Origin of the sequence: Paraburkholderia sp. 35.1 (assembly GCF_050436525.1) — a bacterium.
Taxonomy (GTDB): domain Bacteria; phylum Pseudomonadota; class Gammaproteobacteria; order Burkholderiales; family Burkholderiaceae; genus Paraburkholderia; species Paraburkholderia tuberum.
Genome location: NZ_JBNDMJ010000001.1, coordinates 654,021 through 669,284, shown reverse-complemented (window position 1 = coordinate 669,284; position 15,264 = coordinate 654,021). Strand labels below are relative to the sequence as shown.

Sequence of the window (15,264 nt, the reverse complement as noted above, 5' to 3'; positions counted from 1 at the left end):
GCCAACCCGCCGTTCGTGTTTTTTGCATCTGTCACTCATATCTGACATGCAAACCATATATGATTGCATTGTCAGTAGTGACGTGAAAGCGTACAATCCACGCGTCGATGAAACGTGCGATCCGAAAGTCGTTATGACTGACGGCGCGCGGGTCGTCAACGCTACTCGTGATGGGCGCGGAGGTCTCGATACGTGGGTGAATCAGTGAAGGATATAGTCTCCGGACAGGCGCTCGGGTTGCGCCAGATGTTCGCCAAAAGTGCTGCGCGTGTGGTCGCTGTCACAGGCGGCTCGAAAGGAGTCGGCCGTACGGCTGCCGTTGTCAACCTCGCGATGGCGCTGACCAGACAGGGTATGGACGTGCTGGTGGTGGACGAATGTCCTGGCGCGCGGTCGGCGAGCACAATGCTTCAAGACATTCACGCCGCAGGCGTGTTCGCTCCCGCGATCCATCGCAACTTGCCGCGCGTGCTGGCCGTTGACCGTGGTCGACGTCAGTTCCACTCGACTGGCACCGGCCATACGGATCATGAAAACTTCGCTGGCCTGCAGTACGACGCGGTGCTCACGAGCCCGCCCGACATCGTGCTGATTGATGCCGCGCTTGCTGGCAACGGCGCGTTTTCACCACTTGCGTTGCAAGCCCACCACGTCATCGTCGTCATGCACCTGTCGGCCGCTGCAGTAGCAGACACTTACGTTTGCATGAAGCGCCTGCGTCTCGCACAGGGCATCGAGGAATTCCGCATCATTGTGAATCTGTTCGATGGTGAAGCGGACACTCACGCGCTGCTGGAAAGTCTCGGAGCCATTGCCCGCGATTATCTGGCTGTCTCGGTTCTCAAGGCAGGCTGCATCTCGATCGATCCGTGTATCGCGCAAGCGGCAGAGCTTTCGCGCTGTGTCGTCGATGCATTTCCTGGGTCCCCGGCGGCGAGCGATTTTGCACGCGTTGCTGCCGATATGCAGTCCTGGTCGAGGCGGCCCGCAGCGTCCTGGCTGCTACCTGCGACAACGCACATGGCGGCACGGGGGCAGCGCACGCATAGGACTTTGGGCCCGGCAGCAGCATACCGGTAAAGCCTCGAAGAACGATCTCCCCGACCCAGGGGACTTGCCGACGCAATCGGACCGGTAATTTTCGACGCAAGAGAGCAGCTATGGTGGGCAGCGCTCACGCGAAGCGCAAGCGTTCGAGCTTGCACAGAGGGAGCCAGGTGATGAATCGCGCTGTTGATCCGTGGAGTATGACCGTCACAAGGCTTGGCGATTGGAAACTTAACGAACGAGCCACTGCGCACGGATCTGCCTTGAACGGTTCCTCTGTTCGACAGTCGATCGCTTCGACCGGTAAGCCAATCATACGGGTACTCGACCAACCGACCGCGCAAACACTGATCGTTTCATGGTGCGATGCGCGCTCCGGACACTATGGATACCAGACATGGTGCGGAGGCGCCGCGCGGGTGCCAGGCATCTGTGCGCTGACCGGTCGGCTAATCGAAGTCGGAGATGCCATCTACAGGCCGCGCCTCACTGGGCCCACACCGGCTAATGCTCACGCAATGATCTGTGCGAGAAGCGTTAGCCTGATAGAACAGCCGATCTGATGCGATTCGGTTCTCTGGTGTCTTTACGGCAGAATGCTCAGCGCTTTCATGTGCGGCAGTGACACCAGGCGCATCCACGCGCGCGAGGCGTGACCGGACAGTACCCCTGGTCGCGGTTGCACGGCATTGGACTATGTTCCACAGCGTGCGGTGCGGTACAGGTCCACGAACAGGACTGGTATCCAAAGGATATCTACACAAGTCGTCAGATAGCAGATGGGACGTTAACCATGGAATACATTGAAAGCTTGCGCCTGTTCCGGAGTATCGTCGAAGTCAAACACTTCAGACGTGCCGGGGAAATGATGGATCTCTCGCCATCGGTCGTTTCGCGGGCGATCGCATCGCTGGAAGAGCGCCTGGGCACGCGACTCTTCCATCGCTCGACCCGACAGTTTTCGCTGACGGAAGCCGCGGAGCGTTTTTACGATGGATGTTGTCGCATCCTGGATGACCTCGATTGCCTGGAAGCCAGTGCGGCGGGCCACGGTCGAGTGCCGGCGGGCATGCTGCGACTGGTCGCACATACGACCACCGCATTGACGTGGCTCGCACCGCTGATTGCGTCCTTTAAACGCAAGCATCCGAACGTCACCCTGGATATCACATTGACCGAGCGGCCCGTGGACCTGACGGCCGACGGTTACGATCTGGGTATCGTCCTGCCTTTCATGCTGGCGACGGATCTGGCTGTGACGCGGCTGCTCCAGCGGTTGCCGCTGGTCGTTGTCACAACGGAAGCTTATCTGGGCAGGCGTCCTCGGCCCCGGCATCCGGCTGAGCTGGCCGACCATGTGTTCGTCACGGTCCCTCCTTCGATGCACAAACCCTGCGTCACCTTTCGAATGGAACAGGAAAACATCGCGGTCCCGATCAGCTACGAAATTGCGTCGAACAATCCCATATTCAATCGCGACATCGTACTCGAAGGATTCGGTGTTGGTCTGCTTCCACTCGCCCTTGTTGAGCAGGACATAAAGGCCGGACGGCTCGTTCGTCTGCTGGAAGACTTCGAGATCGCCGATACTGCGGCCGAGGTCCGCCTGGCATACATCGGACGCGCACTGTTGCCCGCGAAAGTCAGGGCGTTTATCGACCATACCGCGGAGTTCTTCGAACAGGGCATGGGACCGTCCGCTGCTGGTTAGGTGGCGCACGCGGGTGAAGTCCGCGGCTTGCGACGCAGCACACACGCGGCGCGCACGAGCTCATCCGAGACGTTGGCGCGCTGCGCGATCGCGGCGAGCTTCTCATCGAGCACGCCGGCGAACGCGAGCAGGTCATCGCGCTGGTTCTGCAGCGCGATGCGCACCGGGCGGATGCGGCGCGCATCCAGCGCTTCGCGCACGCCCAATTCCTCGACGATGCAAGCTTCTCTGCAACCAGGCAACGGAATGAGCAGTTGTGCCGGGTTAAGTCGCTTCGCTTAAGGAGATTCATGAGATGGACCAGGTTACCCAACTGACACGCAATCACGAGATCGCATTGAAAATCCTGCGGCTGTTGCACAATCGCCTGGAAGAGGCCCGGCAACGGTTCGGGCAGAGGACGAGCGACGCAATCAAGGGGGGCGACGGTACGTCCGCTCTCACTATTCCCAACCTAGCGCAGTTCACACCATGGGGTGCCTGGCACTATACGGCCGATTTCGCGCAGCGCTCCGTCCTGTTCTGGGATGCCTTGCGTCAACGCGGCAACGAGTTCATCGAGCGCCACAAGGCCGGGATCAAGCCTGCGTTGCATTTCGACTATGACATGGTGCTCGACGCGAGGCACTTCGAGCGGCCCGTCAACTACGCTCTGCTGTCGATACGGCCGCCGGAGGGAGTCGTGGTCGACGTGAAGAAGCGCCCGTATCTGATCATCGATCCGCGCGCCGGGCACGGTCCCGGCATCGGGGGCTTCAAGGACGATTCGCAGGTCGGCGTTGCCCTGCGCGCCGGTCATCCCGTCTATTTCGTCGTGTTCTCCCAGGAGCCAGAGCCCGGCCAGACCCTGCTCGACGTGTGCGCGGCCGAGCAGCAGTTCGTACGGAAGGTGCGCGAACTGCATTCAGACAGCCCAAAGCCCGCGATCGTCGGAAATTGCCAGGGCGGCTGGGCCGCGATGATGCTTGCCAGTTCGTCGCCGGAAGACACCGGTCCCATCCTGGTCAACGGCGCGCCCATGTCTTACTGGAGCGGGGCGTGGAGCGAGGGCGAGGTGCCCAATCCAATGCGTTATGCCGGAGGCATTCTGGGCGGCACGTGGCTCTCGTCCCTGGCGGCCGATCTTGGCAACGGCAAGTTCGACGGCGCGCATCTCGTGAACAACTTCGAGTATTTGAACCCCGCCAACACGTTCTGGGACAAGTACTACAACGTGTTCGCCAACATCGATACGGAACCGGCGCGCTTTATCGAGTTCGAGCGGTGGTGGGGCAGCTACTACCTGATGAACCGGGAAGAGATCGAGTGGATCACCCGTAACCTCTTCATCGGCAACAAGCTGTGGTCCGGCGAAGTGTCCGGCCCGTCGGGCAAATCCTTCGATCTGCGTGCCATCCGCTCGCCCATCATCCTTTTCGCATCGATGGGCGACAACATCACGCCGCCGCAACAGGCGTTCAACTGGGTCGCTGACATATACAGCAGCACCGAGGAGATCAAGGCGCGCGGCCAGGTCATCGTCGCCCTGATGCACGAGGACGTCGGCCATCTCGGCATCTTTGTTTCCGGCAAGGTGGCGAAGAAGGAATACACGCAAATCTTCAACGTGCTCGAGACAATCGAGACGCTCGCGCCGGGCCTCTACGGCATGTCGATCAAGGAGGGAAAGGGCGCAGACGGCAAAACGGAATACGAGGTCTCGCTCACCGAACACCGGCTGGAAGAAGCCGTCGAGCATTTCAACGAGTTGCGGCGCGAGGACGAAAAGCCGTTCAAGGCCGTGGCGGTGGTGTCGGAGTTCAACCAGCGAGCCTACGAGCTGTTCGTTCAACCCTTCGTGCAGCATGCGTCGAACGAGATGACCGCGCGGTTGCTGCGCGATTTTCATCCGTTGCGTCTGCAGCGCTGGGCATTCTCGGACCTGAATCCGTGGGTGGCCGCGCTGCGTCCGATGGCCGATGCTGTCAAAGCCAGCCGGCAGCCCTCGAGCGACCTCGAACCGTGGCGCAAGGTGGAGCAGCGCGGCTCAGAACTGATCAGCGCCTCGCTCGACCAGTTCCGGGCGGTAAGAGACGCCAGCATCGAAGCACTGTTCTTCTCTATCTACGCGAATCTTTTCGCAATGTACGACCCGGACCGCCTCGGCGAGCATGGCGCCGGCACGTCCGCCGCCGCCGATCCTCGCAGCCTGCCGTTCGTCCAGGCGGCGCTCGCCTCGCTGAGGCAGGGCGGCTACAACGAGGCGGTCGCGCGCACCGCGTTCCTGCTCGCGCCAAAGGGCGAGCCGCTGCCGCTATCGCGCATCGAGACAGTCAAGCAACTGGTCGATGAATATGCCGACGACCTGCCGCATTTGCCTCCTGCCGACTGGCGGCGCATTCGCGGGGAGCAGGAACTCATCGCGACTTTTGAGCCGCAACAGGCTATCCAGACGTTGCCCGATCTGCTCGCCAGCCCGGAAGACCGAAACCGGCTCCTGAGCTTGCTCGACAAGCTGCTGGCCGACCGGCGGGTGCTGCGCATCCCGCCGACACCCGCGCAGGAAGAGGCGCTGCGCGCCATCCGGTCAGTGCTCGGCGCGACAACCGCGCTCGAGTCGCAGCCCCAAAAGGCCCGCGCACCGCGGGTTCGGGCCACGGCTTCGTGAGTGCCGCCAACCCGTCAGTGAGGGAACCCGCCATGGAATCCAGACACGTCAAGTACCACGAGGCAGATCCCTTTCGCGTTCAGGCAGCGCCGCCCCAAAGCTACCATCGCGAGTTTCCGAAAACCGTCATTCCCGTCACGACAGCGCACGCGCCGGGCGCCCGGCGAGGGCAACCTCGATGTCGAGTCGAAGTCAGCATGCAAGTGCCTTCACAACCTCGAACAACTGACCGAGGCCGCCTTGCTTCGTCAGTCGCAGCGGCCGATAGAACTGGCGTCAATCGGAAGGCCTTGGTCGAAAATCGTGGACCTCGATCGCGACGAGAGTCGGAGCTGGCAATGGAGCATTGCCAACCGGCAGCGGCTTTACCGTCCGGCGAGTCGGTACCAGGAATCCATCGAATTCGCGAAAGTCCTCGCAGATGTGAGCGGCCCGCGCCCAGCGTCCGATAACCATGGCGGTGTAATCGATCCTGCAAAGGCGATGTTGCCTATCGAAATAGAAATCCTGGACCCGGCTGTGCGTTGGAATGTCGCTGGGAAAGGTCGCCCGGATTCTTGGCCATATCCCGGCCGAAGTCGCCAGTGGCGGAAGTTCTTTGAACGTAAAGCCGCCGCGCAAGAATAAGAAAGGTGCTGTCAGATAGTTCCAGAACGCGTAGGCGCCGAAATAGACAAAGTCGAGGTCGTCCCAGTAGATTTGCCGTCGCCAGCCACGAAATGCTGTTCGCGGTCCGTCGCGGCGAGCCAGGATAGCCCCGTCTCGCCCGACGACGCGAACAAGTTCTTCTCCTTGAAGTTCACTCGTTTCGCCAACCTGCGGAAAATCGTTGAAAGCGAAACGAGGCTCGTGTGTCGACGCGCGAACCTGCACCTGTCGCAGTATTGGCCGTCGCTTTGCGGTGAACAGAAGGCCGCAGGCGGAAACCGTCGCCTCGATCTCCGCCAGTTCGGCCCATCGCGCTGCACCGCCGTGCGCCTCAATCGCTGCCCGGATCGAATCCGGCAATGCGTTGCTCTGTTCCATGTCGATGCTCCTCCATTACCGCGTTGCCTGCGCGCCTACCGGTGAGTCCAGGAAACGATGGTTTGATAGATGCCAATTAGTCGGGAGCCCGATATCGCGGGAAGCCTTGTAAAAAGCATCCAAGAGCAGCTTCCATCCTTCAACGTCCCACTATACCGAACGTTTCTCGCACAAACTGGATAGCGCACGCCGATGCTCAAGCGGCCGCCATCGCACATCAGCGGGCCACGCGCTGACCGTGCACCACCTTTCATATTTGCCGTATCGATCATATATGATATGATAATCATGTATGATTCATTAGCTTCCTCTCCTACCGCAGTGCGGCTCCCTCATTTCACGCCCGGCCGCGACCGAATGCAACACCGCTTACCTAGGTATCGCGTGCATGAGCCAGATCTCTCAAATGCATACTCTTCGCCGCGCTTGCGCCGCGCGACAAATAGTTGCAGTCATTTTTCACCTTATCGCGCTGACGATGTTCAGCCTGATTCCGGTTGCCTCCAACGCAGCGACGCTGCCACCCCTTAGCATAGATGCTCCTGCTGATTCTTCGCCATCCATGGGCGCGGGCTCCGAGGCATTACCAAGGCTCGGTGCGCTTCAGGAAAAACAGGACCAGATCCGGCAGCGTGCTTCGACGGCAACAAGCGACGCGCAGCTGTCCGAGCTGGACGCATTGAGCCGGCGCGTCGCCGAAGACGTCGACAGGCTGATCACCACGTCGCTGGAGCCCGATCGCGCGAAAACGCATGCCCAGCTCGACGTACTCGGAACAGTACCCGCTTCCGAATCCGCCGCGGAAACTCCCGCGGTCGCCGAACAGCGCAGCGTTCTCGCTGCTCAGCAATTGCAACTCGATGCCGAACTCAAGCAGGCGGCAACGATCAAGGAGAACCTTGCCAACCTGAGCGCCCAGATCACGCGACTGCTGCAAAACCATCTGAAAGATCAACTGGCCCTTCGTTCCGACAGCGTAGTCAGCGCCGCGTTCTGGGCGTCGGCGCTCCACCCGGACACGGCTGACTATCAACGTCTGCGAGACTTCAAGGCGCAGATCGACAGGCAGATTCAAACGACATGGCAACCGGGGCAGCGGGTTGCAACCGCCCTGCTTGTGCTGCTCGCCCTGGCCGTCGCAACGATTGGAACGCGGCTTCTTGACAGAGCATCAGAGCGGTTCTGCCTACGCCGCCTTCCGGAAGGCCGGATACGGCGCAGCGCGATGGCGATCTCGACCGTGTTCGCGTCTTTGGTGACCACCATATGTGCCGTTGATCTGCTCTACTTCGCGTTGACCCGTCAGCAGGCGCTGCCTCCTGCGCTGCAAGGCTTCGCCAGCGAAATCATCAAACATGTTGTGACCTGCGCGCTGGTCGCTTCTCTCGGCCGGGCATTGCTTTGCACACGACATCCGTCATGGCGGTTGCCGGCCATCGCGGATCCCGTCGCTCGCGCGCTACGCCCTTTCCCACGGACACTGGCCGCACTGCTGCTGTTTTCAGGAGCCGTCGAACAGATCAACCGGGCCGTCGATACCAGCGTGCAACTTACGCTCTTTACTCGCGGCGTGGTGGCGTTGGTGGTCGCTGTGACCATCGGGATGTCGCTTTTACGCGCAAACCGGGTACTCACTGCGCTCGCCGCTGCCCGAGAATCGCCTGAGGCGCGTTCTACCCTCGCTGGCATTATTCATGCCGCCGTCAGCCTTGCCGTCGGAGCTTCTCTGATTGCATTGCTCTGTGGTTATGTTTCGTTCGCGCGGTTCCTGACTTACGAACTGGTCTGGTTCGATCTCGTACTGAGCAGCGTTTATCTGCTGACGAAGCTCGCTCATGATGTTTGCGAAACCGTATTTTCGCCATGCCACGCCAGCGGCAAAACAATCAGGCATCTATTCGGGCTGCAAGACGTTCATCTCGAACAGGTGGCAACGGTACTCTCCGCCATTCTTCGCAGCGCATTGATGCTCGCCGCAGTCATCGCACTGCTAACGGGCGGCCTCGGGACAACGCCCCGAGATCTGGTCGATAGCATTCTCGACGTACTCGGTGGCGAGCGATTACATGCGCTCAATATCGTTCCCGCCCATATCTTCAGCGCTATCTTTACCTGTGCAGTGTGCCTGTATCTGGTTGGGCTCATGCGCAAATGGCTGGACGCCGAGTTTCTGCCCAAGACGCAAATGAGTTCGGGTATGCGCGCGTCGCTGGTGACGGTCTTCGCCAACGTCTGCTATGTCCTCGTCGCGCTGCAAACCTTGTCCGTACTCGGCGTGAAATGGCATAACCTGGCGTGGATCGTCAGCGCGCTGTCGGTAGGCATCGGCTTTGGTCTGCAGGAAATCGTTAAAAACTTCATTTCCGGGCTGATATTGCTTGCTGAACGGCCGGTCAAAGTAGGCGACATGATCAGTATCACCGGCATTGAAGGCGATATCCGGCGCATCAGTGTACGTGCGACCGAAATACAGCTCGCAGACAGATCAACGGTGATCGTTCCGAATTCGCACCTGATTTCTCAGAATGTGCGCAACGTGACAATGGGAAACAAAACGCAGGGGGTTGTCACACTGGCCCTTACTTTTGCGCTGGACGTCGATCCGGAGCAGGTGCGCGATGTTCTTCTGCAAGCTTACCTGGATCACCCATCGGTTCTCGATCGTCCCGCGCCATCGGTGATCTTTAGCCAGTTGACGCCTGACGGTATGACATTGACTGTTACCGGCTATGTCGGTAGCCCGAGAATCGCCGGGGATACCAGAAGCGATCTGCTATTTGCAATCCTGAAGCGACTACGTGCTGCGGAAATACCGCTGTCGATCTCTCGAACCGTCGTGGTCCGAAGTACGAGCGATATCATCTCGAACCAGGAACCCACCGATCGCAATTCCGGTCCGGCAGAGCTCCGTGTCCTGTCTGCAATCAGCGAGAATAGATAGTCGTCGAAGTGATTTCTCGCGCTCATGGGACTGGTAAAAGCCGTTATCGGTGGCGCGCTGGCCCTCGTTACACCGGTGCTCGCAGCTCTACGCTATCGCCCACGCGGAACCGCTTTCCGCCGGGCGAATCCAGCGAAACGCGTTTCTTGGTGTAGGTTCCGTTCGCTTGCAGGCATTCCGAGTAACTGATAACTGTCATCCAGTCATAGACTTTTCCGTCCTGGGTCAGTGCAGCGATGCGCTCTGCCATGCCACGCGGCGCACGAGCAGTCTGCTGCAGTACACCGTAATAACGGCACTTGCTGTCCGCTGACCGTAGCGCGACGAAGCCGCCGACCTGATTCGTACCTGCGACGTTTTCAACCGTTGCGTTCATCGAGGAATCGCCGGCTGCATGCGAACTCGCCGCGAATGAAATCAGCAGCGCGGCAAACCACTTTTGCATTAAAGACTCCTATGGGTTAAAGGAAGAATAGCGGCTGCTTTTGCGCCGACGGCATCGGTGGCGCGACCGGGAGCGTGAGTGTCGATTGCTGCCGGACCTATACCAATCAGTGCATCAGTGTAAATAACGGAGCCGGTATCCACCGCAAAACCGAGCACATGCTGCGTCAGATGTGGGTTGCAGTATAACGACAGTGCGTCGTTATTCGACGCGCGCAATTGTGAGTTGCCATTTCATGAACATGGAGGTTGGGTGGCTCGCGAATCGTTGACCTGCCCTGTCGTTTCGCGACCGCTGCGCGCGGATAGATGCCTCTCGACGTTGCAAGCACGGAAACAATGTATTGAAGAGAGCTATTTCTAATTAAACGATAAGAAGATGACGGACCTCAACGGAACGGGCACACGGGCTTCAAGGACCTTGCCTGGTCGTTGTTTCGCTAACCCGGCGCCTGTTGTTCCTGGCGCCCGAGACTGGAAGCTTCATCATGGCTAAAGCGTTCATGCCCGTTCTCACTGTCGTGTCAGTCATCGCTCTCCCCACGGGCACCTCTGCTCAGGGCAACGGTCCTCTGACGCGTGAGCTAGTGCACGAAGAAGTCATCCGACTGCAGCTAGCGGGCTCTGACCACCCCAACGGTGACGCACACTATCCGGCGAACATCCACGCGGCTCTGGCGAGCGTGGCGGCTCAACAGCAGGCGTTTAGTGGGCACGGTGGCGTGAAACTGGGCTCCGCAGTTTCGGGGGTACCGGCAATGGCTCAGTTGGCCTCGTATCGTTCTATCTACAACGAAAGTTGATTGGACATCACGACGGGGCAAGCCGCAGCCTTGTCTGGCTTTCCATGGCGACGTCGGCGTACCCCCTCCGGACGCGAGGTTCAGCGCAAGGCGTAGATCTCGGGAATCTGCATTCGGGGTCGGCCGGCCCCGGAATCACCAGGTTCGGCCACGCGGGATTCACTTCAACCAGCACGAACGAGATCCCTTTTTTGTCGCGCAGCGGAATTCGCCAGGTTGAACCCGTTCGGTTTTTTGCGCCATGGCCTTACCGTTTTGCGCCGGGTCGCGGCAGGCCCGCTTCATCGAATAGGAGAAAGTTTGTGAGATCCAGGATAGTTTTGCTTGCGCTGATCGCGACTACGGCCGTATGCCTGAATAGCACCGCGCAAGCGCATGTGAGAGTCGGTGTCCTTGTGGGCATCCCGCCCCCCATAATCATGGCGCCCCCCGCCGTCGTCTACGCCGCGCCCGCCCCACTCGTCGTCCAGTCGGTCCAGCCAACCCCGACCACCGTCTACGTCGAAAAAACGCAGACGAGTCCGCCGTCGGGTACCTGGTGGTATTGCCCGGTGACAAAAAAGTATTACCCGTACGTGAAGGGGTGTTCGAGCGGCTGGGTGGAAGTGCCGGTGAGGCCAACCGGGCCGAAATGACATGAGCAAAATGAATTCTCTTTCTCTGGCAATGCGAACGAAACGGGGCGTATCCGCGCTAGTCACCGCCGCGGTCAGCCTGAGCTGCATCATCGCGCTCGACGGCTGTGCAAGCATGCCGATGGGTCCCACAGTGATGGCCCTGCCCGGCACCGGCAAGTCCTTCGATCAATTCCGCGCCGACGACGCGACATGCCAGCAATTTGCTTCCCAGCAGACCGGCGGCGTGAGCACCCAACAGGCCACAGCGACGGGCGCCCTGGGCGGTATGGCCGTCGGTACCGCGCTCGGCGCGGCGGCCGGTGCGGCGTTCAACGGCCGCCGCGGCGCAGCGGTCGGCGCAGGCGCAGGTCTGCTCGGCGGCAGCATGATCGGCGCCGGCATGGCGCAGAGCTCCTCCATCAGCCTTCAACATCGCTACGACCAGGCGTACGTTCAGTGCATGTATGGCAATGGCCACCGGGTGCCTGTGCCGCGCAGCGCCGCCGATGCGTACCGGACGCACGACGAAGCGACGCCTCCACCGCCGGCCTACGATACGGCGCCTCCGCCAGGTTACTGAACCAGGCACGCCGACCACGCTCGCGTTGTCGACGGGGAGCGAGCGCTTGAGCGCTTACTCCCGTCAGCTGGCCTGTGGAAAAGCCGACAGTTGTTCTCTCATCCTGTACGACGACTCTTGCAGTACGAGCTTTCCGCTCAACCAGAGTCGGTCTGACACGGCAGAAGGGCAGGGCCGTCGTTCACGCCGCGGTCGCCTGTTGTGGTTTAAGACCGCTACCGCCATTTTGCAGGCGGGATCGCGCGAGACGAACTGGGTTGCAACGGTTCGCATAATTCTGCACTTTTCCTACCGGCCGTGGTGGCCGGTAAGGAGAAGATCATGGCGGGCTTCAGTAAAGAGGCGAGCGAGCCGTCTCGTTCTTCGCGTCGGCTCGTATCTGCATGGCCGCTCTGGCGCCGAGCTTTGAGCAGGGCGCTACATGCCTTGCCGTCAGACGGATTCCGCGGTCGTCCCCGATTGCGGTTCCGCGATGGGCGGCCGTCACTTGCCGCGCCTGCACCGCCCACGTAATGACAGTTCAATCGCGCCAATACCGACGCCAACCGTATTGGACGTTCAATGCGGTTGATACACTCTGAAAATTCCTCCACCGGGCTGCTCGCATCGCCAGGCGCTTGCCTGCCCGCGCCGCAACGCTCTGGCGCGGGCAGGACCGGGAACACTGGTTGCGGCTTGATTACGATGGCCGCGGTTAGCCACGGTCACCCGCAATCTCACGTAGGAGAGCGTCATGACTTCGGACAAGAATTCGAATCGTCAGCCGTCGAATCCGGCGCAGCCCGGCCGCGACAGCGGACAGCAGCAACAGAACCAGACTCCTCCGACGCATCAGGGCGGCCAGCGGCAGCCCTGAGCGCGCTGAGTGACGGCGTGACCAGGCGTCGTCGCTCGAAAAACCGGACCCCCCGACGTAATAGCGCCGCTAACGGCGGATCGTGACTACGAAGGCGAAGTGGAAAAACTACACATCTATCTGTTCGGCGCGCACGATGCGGTTCGGCACGAGCAGGCGCTGATCCGGCTCGACAAGGCCGGCTACATGGTCACGCTCGCGCGGGTCGTGGTCGAAGTTCTGCCGACCTATGCGCAGGCGCGCGACCGCCCCGAGCTGCAGAGTCTGATCCGACGAATCGCGCCGCGCGACACGCTCGTCGTGCTTGAGCTGGCCGCGCTCGGCTGCAACGCGCGCGACCTCCTCGCCACCGTGATGCAGTGCCGGAAGGCCGGCGTGGCGCTGCGTTGCGTCGAAGTCGGCCATACCGATCTGGCCGGGCGCCCCGAGCCCTCGGCGGTGAAGGCATTGCGCGCGCTGGTGCGGCTCGACGCCGCGTGCCGCAGCCTGCGCAGCCGCGACAGTCTCGCGGCCGTTCGCGCGAGCGGCAAGCACACGGGCAGGCCACCGTCGCTTTCCGAGCAGCAGCGTCAACGCGTGCTGCAATCGCTCGGCAGAGGACAGTCGGTCAGCGAGGTCGCGCGGCGCTTCGGCACGTCGCGTCAGACCGTGATGCGCATTCGCGCGGACACGCCAGCCGTGTAGAAATTGCGTGCCGGAGCCGTTTGCGTCACCTTCTTACCGGATCGCTGATCGTGCAGCCCGCGCGGCGCGTTTCGCACGACTAATCGCGTGAAACGCGCCACTCCGTTCTGACATGTGCGCAGATGCCCCTGTCCGTAAAATTGTTACGGTGAGGGGCATCTGCTTTGCTTTGAAAGTTCATACGTCTAACCTCAACGTACAACAACCATTTCAATGCCCGAGATCCGAACCCGAGGCGCGGCGCGCTGCCGTGTGAAAGCCATGAACGTAAAACGTCTGACTGTTTATGCAAGCCCGGGATCACTGCGAGTCGTCGAGGTCTGGAAAAGCCTGATCGAACATCGTGCGCAAGTGTGCGGCTGGTCCGCCCACGTGAACAACGAGGGCGGACGCGAGTCGCTGAGCGTCGATCTGGTCGATTGCCCTGCGGATCGCCTCGCGATTATCTCGGCCGCGTTGAGCTCGGGACCGATGACCGTGCTGGCGACCGACACTGAGTCGACCATCCGTTCCTCCTGAATGCGCAAGACCGCTGCGCCAGAGCTTTACCCTATGCCATAGCGCGCTCGCCCTTCGCGGCACGGCTTTTGAGCGGCCTCCGTGGCACTGCTCTCTAAGCGGCCCTTGTGGCCGCTTCTTTTTTTGCGCGTCACGAGATTTGCAAGGCCGCCCGCTTTCAACGGTATGGGGCGCGCCACGCCTGCTTACGCAAGCGTCGGAAACGAAATGCGTTGAAGGGTAGATGCCTTGCTCGGTCGTCGGCACCTCGATGAAGGAGAAGCCGATGTCCAAGGGGCCGCCGTGATCGCGTGAAGAACGGCGCCGCGACGTCGGCAGCGCTGCGCCGCTGGCTCAATGAAGGCGAGCGGACGTGACTCCGGCGCCGTCCATGCCCGCAGACGGCGGCGTGTGCTGACTCGCCTCGATGCGCGCGCGGAAATAACGCGCGGTGCGCGGCAGCCCTTCGTCAAGCGACGTGCCCGGCTGCCAGCCGAGCAGTTTTGTCGCCAACGAGATGTCCGGCTGTCGATGCCACGGATCGTCGGCCGGCAGCGGCCGTGATTCGAGCGGCGACGCGGAGCTGGTCACCGCGACGATGCGCTGCGCGATCTCGCGCATCGACACTTCGTGCGGATTGCCCAGGTTGACCGGGCCGTCTGGATCGTCGGCGCTGTTCATCAGCAGGATGAACGCGTCGATCATGTCGTCGACATAGCAGAACGAACGCGTCTGCGAGCCGTCGCCATAGACGGTTAGCGGCTCGCCGCGCAACGCCTGCATCATGAAGTTCGACACCACCCGGCCGTCGGCCGGATGCATGCGCGGGCCGTAGGTGTTGAAGATGCGCGCGATGCGGATCGACAGACCATGCTGACGGCGATAGTCCATGAACAGCGTTTCCGCGCAGCGCTTGCCTTCGTCGTAGCACGAGCGCGGACCGATGGGATTCACGTGGCCCCAGTAGTCTTCTTTCTGCGGATGGACGAGCGCGTCGCCATACACCTCGCTCGTCGACGCCTGGAAAATCCGCGCTTTCACGCGTTTGGCGAGCCCGAGCATATTGATCGCGCCATGCACGCTGGTCTTCGTAGTCTGCACCGGATCGTGCTGGTAGTGGATCGGTGACGCGGGGCACGCGAGGTTATAAATTTCATCGACTTCCACATACAACGGGAACGTCACGTCGTGACGCATCAGTTCGAAGTTCGCGCAGTCGAGTAGATGCGCGATGTTGTCCTTCGTACCGGTATAGAAGTTGTCGACGCATAGCACGTCGTGTCCCTGCGCGACGAGCCGTTCGCACAGGTGCGAGCCGAGAAAGCCGGCGCCGCCGGTGACCAGAATGCGCTTGCGGGTGAGTTCTTTCATGGTGCGTGATCCTGTGGTTGGACCGCATGAACGTTGAAA

Annotated in this window: 15 protein-coding genes; 11 read left to right on the top strand and 4 right to left on the bottom strand. The window is 61.0% G+C overall.

Annotated elements, in window-relative coordinates; all coding sequences use genetic code 11:
- Positions 1-192 precede the first annotated feature (192 nt).
- The 3 genes from OKW27_RS03320 (at position 193) to OKW27_RS03310 (ending at position 2,758) form a co-directional block, all read left to right on the top strand.
- The gene (locus tag OKW27_RS03320) at positions 193-1,080 is read left to right on the top strand and encodes a MinD/ParA family protein (protein ID WP_429332535.1); all 888 of its coding nucleotides are present in this window, start codon (positions 193-195) and stop codon (positions 1,078-1,080) included.
- Between the two features lie 80 nt (positions 1,081-1,160).
- Positions 1,161-1,610: a DUF3331 domain-containing protein gene (locus OKW27_RS03315; RefSeq protein ID WP_429332534.1), complete on the top strand. Its 450-nt coding sequence runs from the start codon at positions 1,161-1,163 to the stop codon at positions 1,608-1,610.
- Between the two features lie 230 nt (positions 1,611-1,840).
- Positions 1,841-2,758 (top strand): LysR family transcriptional regulator, encoded by a 918-nt coding sequence (locus OKW27_RS03310; protein ID WP_090811762.1) that lies wholly within the window; start codon positions 1,841-1,843, stop codon positions 2,756-2,758.
- Here OKW27_RS03310 and OKW27_RS03305 read toward each other — a convergent pair.
- A complete protein-coding gene (locus OKW27_RS03305; RefSeq protein WP_143037313.1) occupies positions 2,755-2,958 on the bottom strand; it encodes a hypothetical protein in 204 nt (67 codons plus the stop codon). The two genes, OKW27_RS03310 and OKW27_RS03305, sit on opposite strands and share 4 nt — an antisense overlap.
- Before the next feature lie 95 nt (positions 2,959-3,053).
- On the opposite strand from OKW27_RS03305, the gene OKW27_RS03300 reads away from it, so the two are divergent.
- On the top strand, positions 3,054-5,405 hold the full coding sequence (locus tag OKW27_RS03300; RefSeq protein WP_429332533.1) for a DUF3141 domain-containing protein: 2,352 nt from the start codon (positions 3,054-3,056) through the stop codon (positions 5,403-5,405).
- 276 nt (positions 5,406-5,681) lie between these two features.
- Here the strand turns inward: OKW27_RS03300 and OKW27_RS03295 are convergent, their stop codons facing one another.
- Positions 5,682-6,431: a hypothetical protein gene (locus OKW27_RS03295; protein ID WP_090811756.1), complete on the bottom strand. Its 750-nt coding sequence runs from the start codon at positions 6,429-6,431 to the stop codon at positions 5,682-5,684.
- Between the two features lie 388 nt (positions 6,432-6,819).
- Between OKW27_RS03295 and OKW27_RS03290 the strand changes: the two genes are divergently transcribed.
- Positions 6,820-9,372 carry a DUF3772 domain-containing protein gene (locus OKW27_RS03290; protein ID WP_429332532.1) on the top strand — a complete coding sequence of 851 codons (2,553 nt, stop codon included), beginning with the start codon at positions 6,820-6,822 and terminating at the stop codon, positions 9,370-9,372.
- Positions 9,373-9,439: 67 nt separating this feature from the next.
- On the opposite strand, the gene OKW27_RS03285 is transcribed toward OKW27_RS03290, so the two are convergent.
- Complete coding sequence (locus OKW27_RS03285) at positions 9,440-9,817, bottom strand: hypothetical protein (protein WP_429332531.1); 378 nt, start codon at positions 9,815-9,817, stop codon at positions 9,440-9,442.
- 487 nt (positions 9,818-10,304) lie between these two features.
- Between OKW27_RS03285 and OKW27_RS03280 the strand changes: the two genes are divergently transcribed.
- From OKW27_RS03280 to OKW27_RS03255, 6 genes are all read left to right on the top strand, one after another.
- Positions 10,305-10,619 (top strand): DUF4148 domain-containing protein, encoded by a 315-nt coding sequence (locus OKW27_RS03280; RefSeq protein WP_143037312.1) that lies wholly within the window; start codon positions 10,305-10,307, stop codon positions 10,617-10,619.
- A 419-nt stretch (positions 10,620-11,038) separates the two neighbouring features.
- Complete coding sequence (locus tag OKW27_RS03275) at positions 11,039-11,254, top strand: hypothetical protein (protein ID WP_429332530.1); 216 nt, start codon at positions 11,039-11,041, stop codon at positions 11,252-11,254.
- 1 nt (position 11,255) lies between these two features.
- A complete protein-coding gene (locus OKW27_RS03270; protein WP_167368784.1) occupies positions 11,256-11,816 on the top strand; it encodes a YMGG-like glycine zipper-containing protein in 561 nt (186 codons plus the stop codon).
- A gap of 733 nt (positions 11,817-12,549) precedes the next feature.
- Positions 12,550-12,672 (top strand): hypothetical protein, encoded by a 123-nt coding sequence (locus OKW27_RS03265; RefSeq protein ID WP_013094087.1) that lies wholly within the window; start codon positions 12,550-12,552, stop codon positions 12,670-12,672.
- 99 nt (positions 12,673-12,771) lie between these two features.
- Complete coding sequence (locus OKW27_RS03260; protein WP_429332529.1) at positions 12,772-13,356, top strand: recombinase family protein; 585 nt, start codon at positions 12,772-12,774, stop codon at positions 13,354-13,356.
- A 261-nt stretch (positions 13,357-13,617) separates the two neighbouring features.
- Positions 13,618-13,875 (top strand): hypothetical protein, encoded by a 258-nt coding sequence (locus OKW27_RS03255; RefSeq protein ID WP_429332528.1) that lies wholly within the window; start codon positions 13,618-13,620, stop codon positions 13,873-13,875.
- A 333-nt stretch (positions 13,876-14,208) separates the two neighbouring features.
- Here the strand turns inward: OKW27_RS03255 and OKW27_RS03250 are convergent, their stop codons facing one another.
- A complete protein-coding gene (locus OKW27_RS03250; RefSeq protein WP_429332527.1) occupies positions 14,209-15,225 on the bottom strand; it encodes a UDP-glucuronic acid decarboxylase family protein in 1,017 nt (338 codons plus the stop codon).
- Positions 15,226-15,264: the final 39 nt, after the last annotated feature.

Bases quoted from the DNA above. Each gene is read 5' to 3' on its own strand.
- OKW27_RS03275 (WP_429332530.1), top strand. From the start codon at position 11,039: ATGGCGCCCCCCGCCGTCGTCTACGCCGCGCCCGCCCCACTCGTCGTC.
- OKW27_RS03295 (WP_090811756.1), bottom strand. From the start codon at position 6,431: ATGGAACAGAGCAACGCATTGCCGGATTCGATCCGGGCAGCGATTGAG.
- OKW27_RS03280 (WP_143037312.1), top strand. From the start codon at position 10,305: ATGGCTAAAGCGTTCATGCCCGTTCTCACTGTCGTGTCAGTCATCGCT.
- OKW27_RS03255 (WP_429332528.1), top strand. From the start codon at position 13,618: ATGAACGTAAAACGTCTGACTGTTTATGCAAGCCCGGGATCACTGCGA.
- OKW27_RS03285 (WP_429332531.1), bottom strand. From the start codon at position 9,817: ATGCAAAAGTGGTTTGCCGCGCTGCTGATTTCATTCGCGGCGAGTTCG.
- OKW27_RS03290 (WP_429332532.1), top strand. From the start codon at position 6,820: ATGAGCCAGATCTCTCAAATGCATACTCTTCGCCGCGCTTGCGCCGCG.
- OKW27_RS03315 (WP_429332534.1), top strand. From the start codon at position 1,161: ATGGTGGGCAGCGCTCACGCGAAGCGCAAGCGTTCGAGCTTGCACAGA.
- OKW27_RS03310 (WP_090811762.1), top strand. From the start codon at position 1,841: ATGGAATACATTGAAAGCTTGCGCCTGTTCCGGAGTATCGTCGAAGTC.
- OKW27_RS03270 (WP_167368784.1), top strand. From the start codon at position 11,256: ATGAGCAAAATGAATTCTCTTTCTCTGGCAATGCGAACGAAACGGGGC.
- OKW27_RS03250 (WP_429332527.1), bottom strand. From the start codon at position 15,225: ATGAAAGAACTCACCCGCAAGCGCATTCTGGTCACCGGCGGCGCCGGC.
- OKW27_RS03300 (WP_429332533.1), top strand. From the start codon at position 3,054: ATGGACCAGGTTACCCAACTGACACGCAATCACGAGATCGCATTGAAA.
- OKW27_RS03265 (WP_013094087.1), top strand. From the start codon at position 12,550: ATGACTTCGGACAAGAATTCGAATCGTCAGCCGTCGAATCCGGCGCAG.